A 17,354-nucleotide genomic window follows, 5' to 3' on the forward strand; every position below is an offset into this window, starting at 1 on the left:
GCCCCAAGATTTCCGATACACCAGAGATCTTGTGAGTGCTACGCACTCAAACGGGGGCAAGCCCCCTCGCCACAGGCGCTCCCACAGGTGAACGTCGGCAACCCACAAATAAAGACAATAGGGGTCGTCATGGATCAACCCAGTGCAAACCCGCAGCGCAGCTACACCCGCGGTTCCCAGGACAAAGCCTTGCTGGCGATGACCATCGGTGAGAAGTTCGATCACACGGTCGCGCAGTACCCGGACGGCGAAGCGCTGGTCGTGCGTCATCAGCAGCTGCGTTACACCTGGCAGCAACTGGCCGACACCGTGGACTTGCACGCCCGGGCACTGCTGGCGCTGGGTTTAAAAACCGGCGACCGCCTCGGCATCTGGGCGCCGAACTGTGCGCAGTGGTGCGTCAGCCAGTTCGCCAGCGCGAAAATCGGCGTGATCCTGGTCAATATCAACCCGGCCTACCGCAGCTCTGAACTCGAATACGTACTGAAGCAATCCGGCTGCCAATGGCTGGTCTGCGCCGGGGCTTTCAAGACCTCCGACTATCACGGGATGCTGCAAGGGCTGGTGCCGGATTTGGCGGAGCAATCCATCGGTCAATTGCACAGCGAACGCCTGCCGGATTTGCGCGGAGTGATCAGCCTCGACGCCCAGCCGCCCTCGGGTTTCCTGCCGTGGTCGCAACTGGCCGATCTTGCGGCCAGCGTCTCAGTCGAGCAGCTAAACGAACGGCAACAGAGCCTGCATTTCGACCAAGCGGTGAACATCCAGTACACCTCGGGCACCACCGGTTTCCCCAAGGGCGCGACCCTCAGTCACTACAACATTCTCAATAACGGTTACATGGTCGGCGAAAGCCTGGGCCTGAGCGCCGATGATCGGCTGGTGATACCGGTGCCGTTGTATCACTGCTTCGGCATGGTCATGGGCAACCTCGGCTGCATCACCCACGGCAGCACGATGATTTACCCCAACGATGCATTCGATCCGCTGCTGACCCTGACCACCGTCGCCGAAGAAAAAGCCACCGCGCTCTACGGCGTACCGACCATGTTCATCGCCATGCTCGATCAACCGCAACGCGCTGATTTTGATTTGTCGACCCTGCGCACCGGGATCATGGCCGGGGCGACGTGTCCGATCGAGGTGATGCGTCGGGTCATCAATGAAATGCACATGAGCGAAGTGCAAATTGCCTACGGCATGACGGAAACCAGCCCGGTGTCTTTGCAGACTGGTCCGTCAGACGAACTGGAATTGCGCGTCACCACCGTCGGCCGCACCCAGCCACAACTGGAAAGCAAAATCATCGACGAGGCCGGCAACCTGGTGTCGCGCGGCACGATTGGCGAGCTCTGCACCCGTGGTTACAGCGTGATGCTTGGCTACTGGAACAACCCGCAAGGCACGGCCGAAGCGATTGATCAGGCCGGATGGATGCACACCGGCGACCTGGCGAGCATGAACGACGAGGGCTACGTGTGCATCGCCGGGCGCAACAAGGACATGATCATCCGCGGCGGTGAGAATGTTTACCCACGGGAGCTGGAAGAGTTCTTCTTTACCCACCCGGCGGTAGCGGATGTGCAAGTGATCGGCATTCCCTGCTCGCGCTACGGCGAAGAGATCGTCGCCTGGATCAAGTTTCACCCCGGCCACAGCGCGACCGAAGAAGAGCTGAAAACCTGGTGCAAGTCGCGCATCGCGCACTTCAAGACGCCGTGTTACTTCAAATTCGTGGAAGAATTTCCGATGACCGTGACCGGCAAGATCCAGAAATTCCGGATGCGTGAAATCAGCATCGAGGAGCTCCGCGAAAACAACGCCTAACCCCAACCCCCCTTGTGGGAGCGGGCTTGCTCGCGAAGGCGTCGGGTCAGTTGACATTACTTTGACTGACACACCGCTTTCGCGAGCAAGCCCGCTCCCACAAGGGAATATGGGTCGAAGGCGAATGGAAATCTCCTTGAATCCGATCAGAACGAGTAACCGCGCATGCCGCCGTCTACGGTCACGATGGTCCCGGTGATGTAGTGCGCGAGGGGCGAGGCGAGGAAGGTCACGGCGTTGGCCACGTCAATCGGCTCACCGAAATCGCCGAGTGCGATGTTGCGTTCGGCGAACTCTCGTCGGGCGTCGCCGGGGTAGAGGCGGCGGATTTGCGCGGTGTCGATCAGGCCCGGCTGTACGCAATTGACCGTGACGCCGTATTGGCCCAGTTGCTCGGAAAGCCCTTTGGACCACGCCACCAGCCCGGCCTTGGCAACGATGGCGGCGTTCACCACTTCCGGCTCCAGGTTGCCGCTGATGTTGATGATCGTGCCGCTTCTGCGCTCGATGAACTGCGCGAGCAATTGCTGGGTCAATTGCCGATGACGGTCGAAATTCAGGGGCATGCCCTCAATCCATTCACTTTCCGGCGCATCGATGGCCATCGGACGACTGCCGCCGGCACAGTTGATCAGAATGTCGACATGCTGCAGGCGCTCCAGCGCGGCGGCGGCAATGCGTCGAGGCGCGTCGGGGGCGACGAAGTCCTGATTCAGGGTCAGCGGTACGACACCACCCTCGGCCCAGACTTCTTCGACCAGGCTTTGCAGCAGATCGCCGCTGCGGGCCACGCCCATGACCTGGACGCCTTCAGCGGCGAGGGTTTTGCAGATGGCGCGGCCCAGCCCCATGCTGGCGCCAGTGACCAGGGCGGTCTTGCCGTTGAGTTTCAGGTCCATAAGGCCTCCATTCGAAAGATCCTGGTGCAGAGGGCACCGATGGGGCGAACGATAGGCGGCCGGATTGGAAAGAAAAATAGCTGTTACGGGTTTTCATTGTTATCAGAAAAATAACAATGGTTCAGCTCAGCCCCTTGTGCTGGAGCAGTTCGCTCAGCCAATCGATGAACACCCGGACCTTGGGCGCCAGATAGCGTTTGTTGGGGTACAGCACCGAAATCGGTTTGGGCAGCGCCTTCAATTCCGGCAATACCGGCACCAACTCGCCGCTGTCCAGAAACGGCTGCAAAGACAACTGCAACCCGTGCACCAGACCCAGTCCCGCCAGGCCGCAGGCAAGAAACGCCTCGGAATCATTGACCTGAATCCCGCTTTTCAAACGGATGAGCACCGTTTCACCGTCGATGCAGAATTGCCAGTCCATGATTTTTCGCGTGGGCCCGGAAAAGTAATTCACCGCCAGATGCCGGTTCAGGTCCGAAAGCTGTGTCGGCATCCCTTCGCGCGCCAGATAAGCCGGCGACGCACACGTCAACATGGGGACCGCGCCGATGCGCTTGGCAATACTGCTGGAGTCGGACAGTTCGCCCAGACGGACCACACAATCAATACCTTCATTGATCATGTCGACGGCCTGATCACCGCAGCCCACCACCAGTTCAATGTCTGGATAACGTTCACGAAAGGCCGGCAGGGCCAGGATGATCACTTCTTTGGCCAGTGTGACCGGCAAGTCCAGGCGCAGTTTTCCTCTCGGGCTTTCGGCGTCATGGGAAAACGTGGCCAGGGTCGAGGCGACGTCGCCGAGGATTTTCGAGCACTGGTCATAGAAGCGCTCGCCTTCGGCGGTCATGCTGATTTTGCGCGTGGTGCGGTTGAGCAGGCGGACTTCGAGGGTTTTTTCCAGTTGCTGGATGGCTTTGGTAATGGCCGGACGATGCAGTTGCAGGGCGTCGGCGGCATTCTTGAAACTGCCGGTGTCGACCACTTGGGTGTAAATCTGCATGGCCTGGAACATGTCCATAAGCGTCGGTATTCCCGGGAAAAAACCAGAGAATAACGGCAAACCGAGGGCAGCAGGAATGTAGATCAGGCAGGGCGGGGGTAAACCCCAGAAAGCACAAAGGGGAGCCGAAGCTCCCCTTTAATTTGTCGTTGCGCGTGCTCTTTTTTTATTATTGAGGGGCGGTCTGTTGTTGTTTTTGGCAACCGTGGCCCTTTACCGCTGTTTTTGTCGATCCCCATCCGGGATCAAGAGCAAACGTATTTTTTTGAGCGCTGATCTACTTTTTCGCCAAGCGATCCAACCAGTTCGGGAGCTACCTGAAGGTAGTTTTATTGTTCTCTGCCCGGTTGCGGGTTACTCCGAAAAGCACCCTGAAAAGCACACCTTCTCCAAAAAAATCTGTTAGCTGCGTCTCTGCCGTGTTGTTTTTGTTATGTCAGAGTCGTTACGTCTTATTTTTATTAGGTTTGCCGCTTTTTTTGTTCTTGTTATGCAATAGAGATAGCAGGAGCCGTGCCAACTTTAAAATATCGTTATAAATCAGTAAGTTATGTTTTATCGATATTTTTCGATCAGCTCAAACCCGACAATTTGTTTCCGTGTTACTCGTTTTGTACCCGCACTCCAGACACAGCGGTAACACCCGGACACAACCGCGCCCTCACTGGGCGCTGCGAGCCTTGGCCACGCGCGAACCGGTCGGGCGTCCCAGCACGGTGCAAATTTGTTGGCCCGCCAGAATCAAGGCGTCCAGGTCGATTCCGGTCTCGATGCCGAGGCCGTTGAGCAGGTACACCACGTCTTCGGTGGCAACGTTACCGCTGGCGCCTTTGGCATACGGGCAACCGCCGAGGCCGGCGATAGAGCTGTCGAACACCGCAATGCCTTCCAGCAGGCTGGCGTAGATGTTGGCCATGGCTTGGCCGTAGGTGTCGTGGAAGTGACCGGCCAGTTTTTCCCGTGGCACATCGGCCGAGACCACTTCGAACATCCGGCGGGCCGCGCCTGCGGTGCCGGTGCCGATGGTGTCACCGAGGGAGACTTCATAGCAGCCCATGGCGTAGAGCTCACGGGCGACCAGGGCGACTTGCTCCGGCGCGACGTGACCTTCGTAAGGGCAGCCCAGCACACATGACACGTAACCGCGCACGCTCACGCCGTGTTGCTTGGCGGCGTCCATGATCGGCACGAACCGCGCCAGGCTTTCGCTGATCGAGCAATTGATATTGCGCTGGGAAAACGCTTCGGACGCGGCGGCGAACACCGCGACTTCCTTGACCCCGGCTGCGATGGCGTCTTCAAAGCCGCGCAGGTTCGGCGCCAGTGCACCGTAGGTCACGCCGGGCTTGCGCTGGATCTGCGCGAAGACCTCGGCGGAGCCGGCCATTTGCGGCACCCACTTGGGCGAAACGAAACTGCCGACTTCTATATAGCCCAGGCCGGCGGCGCTCAAGGCGTCGACCAGTCGCACCTTGTCCGCGACGCTAATGGGCTGGGCTTCGTTTTGCAGACCGTCGCGGGGGCCGACTTCGATCAGGCGTACGTGGGTGGGGAGGGACATGGTGATGGACCTGTTGTAATTGTCGGAATGTTCGCAGCACCCTTGTGGGAGCGGGCTTGCTCGCGAAGGCGGTCTATCAGCCAACATCAATGTTGAATGTGAAACCGCTTTCGCGAGCAAGCCCACTCCCACAGGGGATAGTCGTGGGTTATTGAATGGCTTCCTGACTCTTGATCGTCTGCTCCAACGCCTGGGTGCAGCGCTCTTGCGCCGTATCCAGTTCCAGCTTCATCTGTTCGATGTCGAGCATCTGTTGCTCAAGCTGCTCGCGACGTTCGGCGATCTTGGTCAGCATGGTTTGCAGCTGTTTCTGATTGCCGCCCGTGGGGTCGTAGAGTTCGATCAGCTCGCGGCATTCGGCCAGGGAAAAGCCGATGCGCTTGCCCCGCAGGATCAGCTTCAGGCTGACCTTGTCCCGGGGCGAATAGATGCGTTCCTGACCACGGCGCTCGGGGCTAAGCAGGCCTTGCTCTTCATAAAAGCGAATGGCCCGGGTGGTGATGTCGAGCTCGCGGGCGAGGTCGGAAATGCTGTAGGTCTGGCTGCTCATGGAAGCGCTCGAAGAAGGTCATGGCGCTAAGCTAATGTCAGGTTGACGTTTACGTCAAGGGGCAGGGGTTGTGGTGTTGCTGCTGGCCTCTTCGCGGGCAAGCCTCGCTCCTACAGGTTTAGTGTCGTTCGCGGAATTTCGCATTACGACACAACCTGTAGGAGCGAGGCTTGCCCGCGAAGAACGATAACGCGATCCAGAGTCCTACACCTTATCGAGCTTTTTCTCCTGCGCCGTCACCTGCTGGCACAACTCGATCATCTGCTCGCGCATCCAGCGGTTGGCCGGGTCCTGGTCTGTGCTTTCGTGCCAGTAAAGATGAGTCTCCACTGGCGGCACATCAGTCACCGGCAGATTAAACGCATGCAAATCATGGCGACGGGCGAAGCGCTCCGGCACGGTCATGACCATGTCGGTCTGCTGTAACACCTGGGACGCCATCAAGTAATGCTGGGAGCGCAGGGCGATCTTGCGCTGAATCCCCATTTTCCCCAGCGCCAGGTCGACATGCCCCAAACCACTGCGACGGCTGGAAATGTGGATGTGGGTCAATGACAGGTAATCATCGAGGGTGAATTTTTCTTTGCCCGCCAGCGGATGGCCCTTGCGCATGGCGCACACGTAACGGTCTTCCATCAACTTGACGTGGCGCACTTGCGGGTCGGTGTTGAGCGGCGCATCCACTGCGAAGTCGAGGCGACCGGCCGCCAGTTCCTTGGTGGTTTCGCGGCGCTTGGACAGGAAGCTTTCGATGATCACCGCCGGCGCCAGGCGACGCAGACGCTGGAACAGTGCTGGCAGGATCACCGCTTCGGTGAGGTCGGTCATGCTGATGCGGTAGGTCTTGACCGCCTGCAACGGGTTGAAGATGCGGCTTTCCTGCACCGACACCCGCAGCAGTGAGAGGGCGTTGCGCACCGGGCCGATGATGTTCTGGGCCATCGGTGTCGGCACCATGCCTTGGGCGGTGCGCACGAACAATGGGTCGTTGAAGGTCTCGCGCAGGCGGGCCAGAGCGTTCGAGACCGCTGGCTGGGTAATGCCGACAATCTGCCCGGCGCGGGTCAGGTTGGCTTCGGTGTAGATCGCGTCGAAGACGATGAAAAGGTTGAGGTCGACCTTGCTCAGATTCATTGCGCGGCACTCTTATTGTTTGGGGCTTTTTGTTGTGGCCGGAGGCCTTTGCGATCACCCGATCATATATCGGTGATGAATGTTAATACACGCCGAGAATAGGCTAGGTAAATTATCAACGCTGTTCTAGCATCGATACATGACCTAAACAACCTCTGCCCAAGAAGGTAATTGCTCATGGATTTCGCTTATTCGCCCAAGGTTCAGGAACTGCGTGAGCGCGTGACCGCGTTCATGGACACCTACGTTTACCCCGCTGAAGCCGTGTTCGAGCGTCAGGTCGCCGAAGGCGATCGCTGGCAGCCGACGGCGATCATGGAAGAACTCAAACTCAAGGCCAAGGCTGAAGGGTTGTGGAATTTGTTTCTGCCTGAGTCCGAACTCGGCGCCGGCCTGACCAACCTCGAATACGCGCCCCTGGCAGAAATCATGGGCCGTTCGCTGCTGGGGCCGGAGCCGTTCAACTGCTCGGCGCCGGACACCGGCAACATGGAAGTGCTGGTGCGTTACGCCAACGAAGAACAGAAGCAGCGCTACCTCCAACCGCTGCTGCGCGGCGAGATTCGTTCGGCGTTCGCCATGACCGAGCCGGATGTGGCCTCGTCCGACGCCACCAACATGGCGGCCCGCGCCGTGCGTGATGGCGACCAGTGGGTGATCAATGGCAAGAAATGGTGGACGTCAGGCGCTTGCGACCCACGCTGCAAGATCCTGATCTTCATGGGCCTGAGCAACCCCGATGCGCCGCGTCATGCCCAGCATTCGATGATCCTGGTGCCTGTTGATACGCCGGGCGTGAAGATCGTTCGGCCGCTGCCGGTGTTCGGTTACGACGATGCGCCGCACGGCCACGCCGAAGTACTGTTTGAAAATGTGCGGGTGCCGTACGAAAACGTTCTGTTGGGCGAAGGACGCGGCTTCGAAATCGCCCAAGGTCGCCTTGGCCCTGGCCGGATTCACCACTGCATGCGCTCAATCGGCATGGCCGAGCGCGCGCTGGAACTGATGTGCAAACGGGCGGTGAGCCGTACCGCGTTCGGCAAACCGTTGGCACGCCTGGGCGGCAATATCGACAAGATTGCCGACTCGCGGATGGAAATCGACATGGCACGGCTGCTGACGTTGAAAGCGGCGTACATGATGGACACCGTAGGCAACAAGATCGCCAAGAGCGAAATCGCCCAGATCAAAGTCGTCGCGCCGAATGTTGCTTTGCGGGTGATCGACCGGGCGATCCAGATCCACGGCGGGGCAGGGGTCTCCAACGATTTCCCGCTGGCCTACATGTACGCCATGCAACGCACCCTGCGCCTGGCCGACGGCCCGGACGAAGTGCACCGCGCGGCGATCGGCAAATTCGAGATCGGCAAATATGTGCCGAAAGAGATGATGCGTAGCAGTCATTAAGACCGCAGGGCTTTTGTGGCGAGGGAGCTTGCTCCCGCTGGGGCGCGAAGCGGCCCTAAAATAAAATGGGCAACCCGGTTGGTTCAGATGTACCGGGTTGTCTGATTTTACGACTGCTGTGCAGCCGAGCGGGAGCAAGCTCCCTCGCCACAGTTGTTCGCACGCCGCTTTAGTACACCCAAACCTCAACCCGCCGATTCTTGATCCGCCCCTCATCCGCACTATTCGCCGCCACCGGCATCTCGGCGCCAAAGCCACGAATCTCGCGAAACACTACGCCGTTTTTCACCAATTCTCGCCGCACCGCCATTGCTCGCAGCTTCGACAGCAGATCGGCCCGCGCCGGATCGCTCTTGGCATCGCCAAATCCCACCAGCGTCACCTCGCGATTGGCTTTGTCGTGTTGCTTTATATAGTCGAGCACCCGATGCAGGTCCTGCCGGGCCTTGTTATCCAGGCTCGCGCTGCCTTCTTCGAAGCGAAAATTCACCGTCAAGCGTTGGGCATGCCGGCTCAGGGCCTGATAACCCTCGGGCATCAGCGCATTCGGCGTAACCGCCATGGCCTGCACCGTTTGGGCGATAAAGCCATTGGCCGCGACAATCGCCTGGCCCTTGCTGCTTTGCGCGAACGTCACCAGCGCCTCGGCCCAGGGATTTTTCCCGTTGGGCGGCAGGTAAAAGAACAGCCGCCGGGACAGCGGATAATCCTCGGTGGCAATCAAGCTATTGAGCGGCAACATCGCCTGGGACTGCCCGTCGACAATGGCCACGGCTTTGGCTTGGCGCACATAGGGCAGACCTATAAAGCCGATGCCTTGTGGGTCGAGGCTGACCGCGTCGGATAACTGCTCGCTGGACTCGAACCGTTTCGCCGCGCTATTCAGGGTTTTCCCACGCCGACTGAGAACCAATTCCTTGAACGTGTCGTAGGTGCCCGACTGATCATCCCGCGCATACAGATGAATCGTCCCACCGACGCCACCGATCTCTTCCCACGTACTCACTTCGCCACTGAAAATGCGCGCCAGTTGTTCGGTATTGAGCTGATTCAGCGGATTTTGCGGGTGGAGGATGATCGCCAGTCCATCAATGGCGATGACTTGCTCGGCAGCGGGGCTTTTCAGGTCGCCGAGGGATTTGAGGTCCGCCAGTTCGCTGTCCTTGATCGGGCGGGAAGAGGCGGCGAGGTCGGCGGTGGCGCTTTTCAGTGCGGCGAAACCGGTGCTGGAACCGTGGGCCGCGACTTCGATGACCACCCGCCGACCCTGGGCGGTTAGCCCGACGATACGTTGTTCGTTGGCCTTGTCCGGTGTTTCGCTGTGCACCTTGAGCAGGCCTTGCTCATGCATCAACCCGGCGACCAACGCCGGGCCCAGGTCCGCGCCAATGGTGTTGGAGCCCTGAATGCGCAGCACCGGACCATTTTCAGGCGTAGGCAGGTCGCTGGCGGTGGCCGTTAACGGCAGGCAGACACACACCATTAACAGGAACAATACGCGCAGCATCATGCCGGCACCTTAATAAGCCAAAGGAAGTGCCGGGAGAATAAGTCAGTAAGATTTCCGAAAGATGACAGCTTTCCAAATGTGGGAGCGGGCTTGCTCGCGAAGGCGGAGCGTCAGTCAATAGAGGTGTCGACTGACACTCCGCCTTCGCGAGCAAGCCCGCTCCCACAGTGGATCTGTGTAGAACCTGGGATATCAGCTCAATTCAAGCCAGATCGGCGCATGATCCGACGGCTTTTCCATCCCTCGCAAATCGTAATCCACGCCCGCATCCTTCACCCGTGGCAACAAGCCGTGGGACGCCATGATCACGTCAATCCGCAGGCCACGCTTGGGTTCGTCTTCAAAGCCGCGGCTGCGGTAGTCGAACCAGCTGAAACGGTCGGCCACGTCCGGGTTCAGATGACGGAAACTGTCCACCAGGCCCCAGTTCTTCAGGCGCGCCATCCACTCGCGTTCTTCCGGCAGGAAGCTGCACTTACCGGTTTTCAGCCAACGCTTCATGTTGTCCGGGCCGATACCAATGTCGCAGTCTTCCGGGGAAATGTTCACATCGCCCATCACCACCACCGGCTGCTCATTGCTGAACTGACTTTCCAGCAGGTGCTGCAGATCGTTGTAGAAACGTTGCTTGGCCGGGAACTTGGTCGGGTGGTCGCGGCTTTCGCCCTGAGGGAAATAGCCGTTCATGATCGTCACCGGCACGCCATTGGCGTCGGCGAACGTGCCCCAGATGAAACGGCGCTGGGCGTCTTCTTCATCGGTGGCGAAGCCTTTGTGCAGGGCCAGCGGTTCCTGGCGCGACAGGATGGCGACGCCGTAATGGCCTTTCTGACCATGGAAATACACGTGATAACCCAGGGCCTGAACCTCGGCCAGCGGGAACTGGTCGTCGTGGACCTTGGTTTCCTGCAGGCCGATGACATCCGGTTGATGCTTTTCAATCAGCGCTGCCAGCTGATGCGGGCGAGCGCGCAGCCCGTTGATGTTGAAGGAGACGATCTTCATGGTCGGCAGTCCTGGCAAAAGGGCGATGCTAGCTGACATGTAGGAATGGGGCCAGTGTTGGGGTGAGGGGATTCGTGTTTGGCGTAGGTCTTTTGTCGCCAGGACCGGCCTCTTCGCGAGCAAGCCCGCTCCCACAGGTGATGAGTCTGGTCTATACCTGTGTGGGAGTGGGCTTGCTCGCGAAGACGGCCTGAGCCGCAACACTGATTCGGATCAGAAAGGAACTGTGCCAGCGCTATAGGCTCGTAACCAGAAGAGTGCCGTCATTTGAACGGTGCCCCGGGGAGAACTACCGTTATGCCTGAAACCTCGACCGCCATCGCCGATATCCACATGCTCGACAGCGGCTACTCCCGCGAAGCGCGTTCCTTGCTGTACCAGGCTTATCGCCACGAGCCGACCTTCGGCTACCTGTTCGAGGCCGAGCGCCCTGGATACGAGCAGCGGGTGCGGGCAACAGTGCGCGAACTGGTCAAGCAACACTTCCTTCAGGACTTGCCGGCCATCGGCCTGCTGGTCAATGACCGCTTGATCGGCATCGCCCTGATCGCGCCGCCACAGCGCCGCTTGGGCATCACCGAAAGCTGGGCCTGGCGCCTGCGCATGGTGCTCAGCACCGGTTTCCGCTGCACCCGCCGCTACCTCGAATACCACGATGCCGTCACCGCGTGCGTGCCGTCCGATGCGGTGCATGTGCTGCCATTGCTGGGGATTCACCCGCAATTCCAGGGCAAACACTTCGGCGAACAACTGCTGCAAGCGGTGCACAACTGGTGCGCAGTGGATGAACACTCGGAAGGTGTGATCCTCGACACCGGGAATCCTCGCTATCTTGAGTTTTATAAGCGCCAAGGCTATGAGGAAATCGGCGAAGTGGCCGTAGGACCGATCCGCGAGCACGTGTTTTTCCACGCCAATCCTCAGGTGTTACAAACAGCAACGGCATAGCGGTAGAACTTTCACCGCACGCCAGGCTCTATCACGCTCCCAAGCTCGTGATAGCATCCGCGCCTATGAAGTTTCCAGGAAGATTTACCAGTGGCGTGCTCATGCTGTTATCCAGCTGCACGGCGCTGGCGCAAAGTGAATTGGATGTGCGGATCAAACCGTCCAACGATGAACTGAAAGCCAATATAGAGGGCTATATCGGCAGCCTCGGCGATCGTGACGAAGAAGCTTTGCTGCGCTTCAGTCGTGGCGCCGAGGAACAGGCGCGCAAGGCCGCCCAGGCCTTGGGGTATTACCAGCCGCAGATTGACAGCGAAGTGAAGGGCGGCGAGAAACCGCGCCTGACGCTGAAGATCGATCCCGGCGAGCCGATCCATTTGCGCAACGTCACCGTGCGCATTGACGGGCCAGCCGCCTCCCTCAAATCCTTTCGCGCACCGCCCCCAGAGCTGCTCAAGCCCGGCGCGGTGCTCAATCATGGGCATTACGAAGACGCCAAGCGCCTGATCCAGAACCAAGCTTCTCGCTTCGGCTTCTTCAGCGGCCACTTCACCAGCCAGAAACTGTTGGTGGACCCGCGCGCCGGTGTGGCAGACGTCGAACTGATCTACGACAGCGGCCCGCGCTATGCCCTGGGCAAAGTCACGTTTGAAGGCGACACGCCGTTCGACGAAGACCTGCTGCAACGCATGGTGCCGTTCAAGGCTGGCGCGCCATACGACTCCGAACTGATCGCCGAACTCAACCAGGCCCTGCAATCGAGCGGTTACTTCGAAGGCGTCCGAGTGGACGCCGCACCGACCGCGTCCAAGGACGATGTGATCCCGGTGGCGGTCAAACTCGACACCCGTAAACCGAGAACCATGGGCCTGGGCCTGGGTTACTCCACCGACGTCGGGCCGCGAATCAAGGCCAACTGGACCCGGCACTGGGTCAACCCGCAGGGTGACAGCTATGGCTGGGAAGCTGAAGTGTCGGCGCCACGGCAGAACGTCGGGGTGTTCTACGACATTCCCCTGGACCCGCCGCTCACCGACAAGCTGCGCTGGGCCGCCGGTTATCAATACGAAGAAATCGCCGACACCGATTCTCTGAGTAAGCTGTTGACCCTCGGCCCTGAATGGCACAGCAAGTTGCCCAGCGGCTGGCAACGGGTGGTGTCGCTCAAATGGCAGCGCGAGGAATACACCCTCGGTGATGACTCCGGTTTAAGCACCTTGCTGATGCCCGGCGTGAGTTATTCGTATCTGAAAAGCGATAACCGCATCGACCCGCACAACGGCTATCGCCTGACGTTCGAAACCAAAGTCGCCAAGGAAGGGCTGGGTTCGGATACCAATCTGGTCTACGGCACTGCGCTGATCAAAGGCTTGACCACGGTGTTCAATAATCACCGCTTCCTCGGTCGGGTGCAGGTCGGTGGCAGCGCCACCAACGGCTACAAATCGGTGCCGCCGTCCCTGCGCTTCTTCGCTGGTGGCGATCAGAGCGTGCGCGGTTATGACTACCAGAGCCTGTCCCCGGAAAACTCCGAGGGCGATCGCATCGGTGGCCGCTACATGATTGCCGGCAGCGTCGAGTATCAATATTCCATCGCCGAGAAATGGCGGGTCGCGACCTTCATCGACCAAGGCAACTCCTTCAACACACTCGAACTGCCAAACCTCAAGACCGGTGTCGGTATCGGCGTGCGCTGGGTTTCCCCGGTAGGGCCGATCCGCCTTGACCTGGCTCACGCGATGGACGATGACGGCGGCATTCGACTGCACTTTTCCATGGGGCCTGAGCTGTGAATCGTGGTTTGAAAATAACGCTGCTGGCGATTCTGACGCTGCTGATGCTGATCGTACTGGCCGTGGCCACGGTGCTGGGCACGGCGACGGGAAGCCGTTGGGCGCTGGGGTTTGTGCCGGGTTTGACCGTGGAGAATTTCCAGGGCCGTTTGGGCGGGCAGTGGAGCGTCGATCATCTGTTGTGGCAGCAGGACAGCAGCCGCGTCGAGCTGAACAAGGTGATTTTCGCCTGGTCGCCGCTGTGCCTGACGCGGATGACTTTGTGCATCGATCAACTTCAGGCCGATCAAGTCAGCCTGCAATTCCCGCCGGGCGTGGAAGAGGAAAGCAGCGGTCCAATCAAACTTCCAGATTTGAAACTGCCGCTGGCGATTGAGCTGGGCGACGTCAAGGTCGGCAGTCTGTTGTTCAATGGCAGCGAAGAGCTCAAAGGCCTGCAACTGGCGGCGCACTGGACGGCCAAAGGCTTGCAGATTGACTCGGTGCAATTGCAGCGAGATGACCTGAGCCTGAACCTCTCCGGCCTGCTGCAACCCGGTGGCAACTGGCCGCTGAGCGCCGAAGGCAAGCTGACAATGTCGACGCCCGCGCCTTGGACGCTGGCCTTGAAGGTTGATGGCGACTTGCTGAAAACCCTGAACCTGAAAGCCGATAGCAGCGGTTACCTGGACGGCCAACTGACCGGCGAACTGCAACCACTGGTGGAAAATCTACCGGCCAAAGTGCGGATCACCGCCGACGGCTTCAAGCCCAGCGCCGATCTGCCGGACACCCTGCAACTCAATCAACTGGAACTCACCGGCGAAGGCGACCTGAAAAACGGTTACCAGTTGCTCGGCAAAGCCACGTTGCCGGCCGAGCAAGGCCCGGTCGCGCTGTTGCTGCAAGGCAAGGTCGACGCCAAGGGCGCGCAAATTGCCGGGCTGGACCTGACGGCCAACGACAAGCAAAGCCTCAAGCTCACCGGCAACCTCGACTGGAGCAAAGGCCTCAGCGCACAGGCGAACATCGACTGGCTGGACTTCCCGTGGCACCGCCTCTATCCGCTGATCGACGAGCCACAGGTGACGTTGCGCAGCTTCAACGGCGAAGTCTCTTACACCGACGGCAAATACCTCGGCAACTTCAAAGCCGCGCTGGACGGCCCGGCCGGGGCGTTCAGCCTGAGCAGCCCGTTCGCTGGCGACCTGACAAAAATCTACCTGCAACAATTCCAGCTCGAAGCCGGGCAGGGCAAGGCCGAGGGCCACCTGAACCTGCAATTCGCCGATGGCATTGCCTGGGACACTGCGCTGGACCTGTCGGCGATCAACCCGGCTTACTGGATGGCGGAGTTGCCGGGTACATTGGCCGGACCGTTGCGCAGCAAAGGCGAGATGAAGAATGACAAACTCAGCCTGAGCGCCGACCTCGATTTGAAAGGCAAATTGCGCGGCCAACCGGCGGTGATCCAGGCCAAGGCCGATGGGGCTGGTGAGCAATGGAACCTCAATGCGCTACAGATTCGCCTCGGCGACAACAGCATCAACGGCAAGGGCAGCCTGCAACAAAAGCTTGCCGGGCAGATCGACATCAAAATGCCGCGCCTGGCCCAGCTCTGGCCGCAACTGCGCGGTCAACTCAACGGTCGGGTCGATGTCGCCGGCACGCTCAAGGCGCCCCAAGGCAAGCTCGGGCTGCAAGGTTCGCAACTGGCCTTTGAAGACAATCGCCTGCAAAGCCTGAACCTCGACGCGACGCTCGACAGCGCCCAACGGGCCAAGATCGACCTCAAGGGCAGCGGCATTCAGGCCGGCGACACCTCGCTGGGTAACCTGACCGCCAGCGGTCAGGGCGATATCAAAAACCAGAAACTCAGCCTCGACCTGCAAGGCCCGCAGCTGAAACTGGCGCTTGGCCTCGACGGCGCACTGGACAAGGGCAACTGGCGCGGACGCCTGACCAGCGGCGATATCCAGGCTGGCGGCCAGGACTGGAAGCTGCAAGGTCCGGCGAAGCTGGAACGGCTGGCGGACGGCAAAATCAATTTCGGCGCCCATTGCTGGATGTCCGGGCCGGCCAGTCTGTGCGGCGAAGACCAACGGCTGATGCCGGAACCCAAGCTGCGTTATCACCTCAAGCAATTCCCGATCGACAGCCTGGCCCAGTGGTTGCCCAAGGATTTCGCCTGGAAGGGCAAGCTAAACGCCGACCTGCAACTGGACCTGCCGGCCAGTGGCCCGAACGGTCAGATCAGCATTGATGCCAGCGGCGGCACCCTGCGCATGAAAGAGAAGGATCAGTGGCTGGACTTCCCCTACCAGACCCTGAAACTCACCAGCAAACTCACGCCCAAGCGCATCGACACCGACCTCAACTTCGTCGGCGGCAAGCTCGGCGAGCTGATGGTGCAGGCGCAGATCAACCCGCTGGCGAAGAACAAACCTCTGGTCGGCTCATTCCGCCTCAACGGTCTGGACTTGTCAGTGGCGCGACCGTTTGTGCCGATGGTCGAGAAACTCACCGGCCGATTGAATGGCAGCGGCACGCTTTCGGGTGGGCTGCTGGCGCCGCAGGTCAACGGCAACCTCACGCTCAGCGATGGCGAGGTGTCCGGGGCTGAATTGCCGATGGACCTTGAGGCCTTGCAGCTGCAAGCGGTGATTGCCGGCGAAACCGTGCAATTGAATGGCGGCTGGAAAAGCGGCAAGAGCGGGCAGGGCAGCTTGAACGGCAACATCGCCTGGGGGCAGGCGCTGGTCGTCGATCTGGCGCTCAAAGGCACGCAATTGCCGGTCACTGTCGAGCCTTACGCCAAGCTCGAAGTGGCGCCGGACCTGAAAATCTCGATGAAGGGCGACGAACTGGCCATCGCCGGCAAAGTGCTGGTGCCCAAGGGTGAAATCACCGTGCGCGAATTGCCGCCGTCGACGGTCAAGGTCTCCGATGACACGGTGATCGTCGGTGCGCAGACCGAACAGGGCAAGCCACCGATTGCCATGAAAATGGACATCGATGTGGTTGTCGGTGATGACAAGCTGAGCTTTGCCGGGTTTGGCCTGACCGCGAATCTGCAAGGTCACGTGCACATCGGCGACAACATGGACACCCGTGGTGAACTATGGCTCAACGACGGTCGCTACCGCGCCTACGGCCAGCGCCTGACGGTGCGTCGCGCGCGGCTGCTGTTCGCCGGCCCGATCGATCAACCGTACCTGGACATCGAAGCGATTCGCCAGACTGACGACGTCATCGCTGGCATTCGCTTGAGCGGCAGCGCCGAGCAGCCAACCACGCAAATCTTCTCCGAACCGGCCATGAGCCAGGAGCAGGCGTTGTCCTATCTGGTGCTCGGGCGTCCGCTGAGCACCAACGGCGAAGACAACAACATGCTGGCCCAGGCAGCACTGGGGTTGGGCTTGATGGGCAGTTCCGGGGTGACCAGCGGCTTGGCCAAGGACTTGGGCATTCAAGACTTCCAGCTCGACACCCAGGGCAGCGGCAACACCACCAGCGTGGTGGCCAGTGGCAACATCTCCGAGAAACTCAGTTTGCGTTATGGCGTCGGCGTGTTTGAACCGGCCAACACCATTGCCTTGCGCTACAAACTGAGCAAGAAGGTTTACCTCGAAGCCGCCAGCGGCGTGGCGAGTTCGCTGGACATCTTCTACAAGCGGGATTTCTAGACTCGCCCATCTGATCGTTCCCACGCTCCGTGTGGGAATGCAGCCGGCG

Annotated in this window: 12 protein-coding genes; 5 read left to right on the forward strand and 7 right to left on the reverse strand. The window is 59.9% G+C overall.

The window, feature by feature from the left end; translation table 11 throughout:
* The first annotated feature begins 129 nt into the window (after positions 1 to 129).
* Complete coding sequence (locus ACWIKB_RS21080) at positions 130 to 1,827, forward strand: AMP-binding protein (protein WP_475269192.1); 1,698 nt, start codon at positions 130 to 132, stop codon at positions 1,825 to 1,827.
* A 146-nt stretch (positions 1,828 to 1,973) separates the two neighbouring features.
* Here ACWIKB_RS21080 and ACWIKB_RS21085 read toward each other — a convergent pair whose 3' ends face one another.
* The 5 genes from ACWIKB_RS21085 to ACWIKB_RS21105 form a co-directional block, all read right to left on the reverse strand.
* Complete coding sequence (locus ACWIKB_RS21085) at positions 1,974 to 2,726, reverse strand: SDR family NAD(P)-dependent oxidoreductase (RefSeq protein ID WP_475269193.1); 753 nt, start codon at positions 2,724 to 2,726, stop codon at positions 1,974 to 1,976.
* A gap of 121 nt (positions 2,727 to 2,847) precedes the next feature.
* Complete coding sequence (locus ACWIKB_RS21090; protein WP_475269194.1) at positions 2,848 to 3,750, reverse strand: LysR family transcriptional regulator; 903 nt, start codon at positions 3,748 to 3,750, stop codon at positions 2,848 to 2,850.
* 643 nt (positions 3,751 to 4,393) lie between these two features.
* Positions 4,394 to 5,293: a hydroxymethylglutaryl-CoA lyase gene (locus tag ACWIKB_RS21095; RefSeq protein WP_475269195.1), complete on the reverse strand. Its 900-nt coding sequence runs from the start codon at positions 5,291 to 5,293 to the stop codon at positions 4,394 to 4,396.
* 148 nt (positions 5,294 to 5,441) lie between these two features.
* The gene (locus ACWIKB_RS21100) at positions 5,442 to 5,843 is read right to left on the reverse strand and encodes a MerR family transcriptional regulator (RefSeq protein WP_054053745.1); all 402 of its coding nucleotides are present in this window, start codon (positions 5,841 to 5,843) and stop codon (positions 5,442 to 5,444) included.
* Between the two features lie 204 nt (positions 5,844 to 6,047).
* Positions 6,048 to 6,977 carry a LysR family transcriptional regulator gene (locus ACWIKB_RS21105; RefSeq protein ID WP_475269196.1) on the reverse strand — a complete coding sequence of 310 codons (930 nt, stop codon included), beginning with the start codon at positions 6,975 to 6,977 and terminating at the stop codon, positions 6,048 to 6,050.
* A 177-nt stretch (positions 6,978 to 7,154) separates the two neighbouring features.
* Between ACWIKB_RS21105 and ACWIKB_RS21110 the strand changes: the two genes are divergently transcribed.
* Positions 7,155 to 8,384 carry an acyl-CoA dehydrogenase gene (locus ACWIKB_RS21110; protein ID WP_475269197.1) on the forward strand — a complete coding sequence of 410 codons (1,230 nt, stop codon included), beginning with the start codon at positions 7,155 to 7,157 and terminating at the stop codon, positions 8,382 to 8,384.
* 169 nt (positions 8,385 to 8,553) lie between these two features.
* Here the strand turns inward: ACWIKB_RS21110 and ACWIKB_RS21115 are convergent, their stop codons facing one another.
* Complete coding sequence (locus tag ACWIKB_RS21115; RefSeq protein WP_475269198.1) at positions 8,554 to 9,894, reverse strand: substrate-binding domain-containing protein; 1,341 nt, start codon at positions 9,892 to 9,894, stop codon at positions 8,554 to 8,556.
* A gap of 192 nt (positions 9,895 to 10,086) precedes the next feature.
* A complete protein-coding gene (gene xthA, locus ACWIKB_RS21120; protein ID WP_475269200.1) occupies positions 10,087 to 10,899 on the reverse strand; it encodes an exodeoxyribonuclease III in 813 nt (270 codons plus the stop codon).
* A gap of 297 nt (positions 10,900 to 11,196) precedes the next feature.
* On the opposite strand from xthA, the gene ACWIKB_RS21125 reads away from it, so the two are divergent.
* From ACWIKB_RS21125 to ACWIKB_RS21135, 3 genes are all read left to right on the forward strand, one after another.
* The gene (locus ACWIKB_RS21125; RefSeq protein WP_475269201.1) at positions 11,197 to 11,847 is read left to right on the forward strand and encodes a GNAT family N-acetyltransferase; all 651 of its coding nucleotides are present in this window, start codon (positions 11,197 to 11,199) and stop codon (positions 11,845 to 11,847) included.
* 65 nt (positions 11,848 to 11,912) lie between these two features.
* Entirely contained in the window at positions 11,913 to 13,640 is a 1,728-nt protein-coding gene (locus tag ACWIKB_RS21130) for an autotransporter assembly complex protein TamA (RefSeq protein WP_475269202.1), read from the forward strand.
* Positions 13,637 to 17,305: a translocation/assembly module TamB domain-containing protein gene (locus tag ACWIKB_RS21135; protein ID WP_475269203.1), complete on the forward strand. Its 3,669-nt coding sequence runs from the start codon at positions 13,637 to 13,639 to the stop codon at positions 17,303 to 17,305. The genes ACWIKB_RS21130 and ACWIKB_RS21135 overlap by 4 nt, the downstream gene beginning before the upstream one ends.
* Positions 17,306 to 17,354: the final 49 nt, after the last annotated feature.

The organism is Pseudomonas sp. 5Vm1k (genome assembly GCF_056161485.1).

What these genes read in the sequence shown, in the direction of transcription:
- ACWIKB_RS21080 (WP_475269192.1), top strand. Translation starts at nt 130, where the DNA reads ATGGATCAACCCAGTGCAAACCCGCAGCGCAGCTACACCCGCGGTTCC.
- ACWIKB_RS21085 (WP_475269193.1), bottom strand. Translation starts at nt 2,726, where the DNA reads ATGGACCTGAAACTCAACGGCAAGACCGCCCTGGTCACTGGCGCCAGC.
- ACWIKB_RS21090 (WP_475269194.1), bottom strand. Translation starts at nt 3,750, where the DNA reads ATGGACATGTTCCAGGCCATGCAGATTTACACCCAAGTGGTCGACACC.
- ACWIKB_RS21095 (WP_475269195.1), bottom strand. Translation starts at nt 5,293, where the DNA reads ATGTCCCTCCCCACCCACGTACGCCTGATCGAAGTCGGCCCCCGCGAC.
- ACWIKB_RS21100 (WP_054053745.1), bottom strand. Translation starts at nt 5,843, where the DNA reads ATGAGCAGCCAGACCTACAGCATTTCCGACCTCGCCCGCGAGCTCGAC.
- ACWIKB_RS21105 (WP_475269196.1), bottom strand. Translation starts at nt 6,977, where the DNA reads ATGAATCTGAGCAAGGTCGACCTCAACCTTTTCATCGTCTTCGACGCG.
- ACWIKB_RS21110 (WP_475269197.1), top strand. Translation starts at nt 7,155, where the DNA reads ATGGATTTCGCTTATTCGCCCAAGGTTCAGGAACTGCGTGAGCGCGTG.
- ACWIKB_RS21115 (WP_475269198.1), bottom strand. Translation starts at nt 9,894, where the DNA reads ATGATGCTGCGCGTATTGTTCCTGTTAATGGTGTGTGTCTGCCTGCCG.
- xthA (WP_475269200.1), bottom strand. Translation starts at nt 10,899, where the DNA reads ATGAAGATCGTCTCCTTCAACATCAACGGGCTGCGCGCTCGCCCGCAT.
- ACWIKB_RS21125 (WP_475269201.1), top strand. Translation starts at nt 11,197, where the DNA reads ATGCCTGAAACCTCGACCGCCATCGCCGATATCCACATGCTCGACAGC.
- ACWIKB_RS21130 (WP_475269202.1), top strand. Translation starts at nt 11,913, where the DNA reads ATGAAGTTTCCAGGAAGATTTACCAGTGGCGTGCTCATGCTGTTATCC.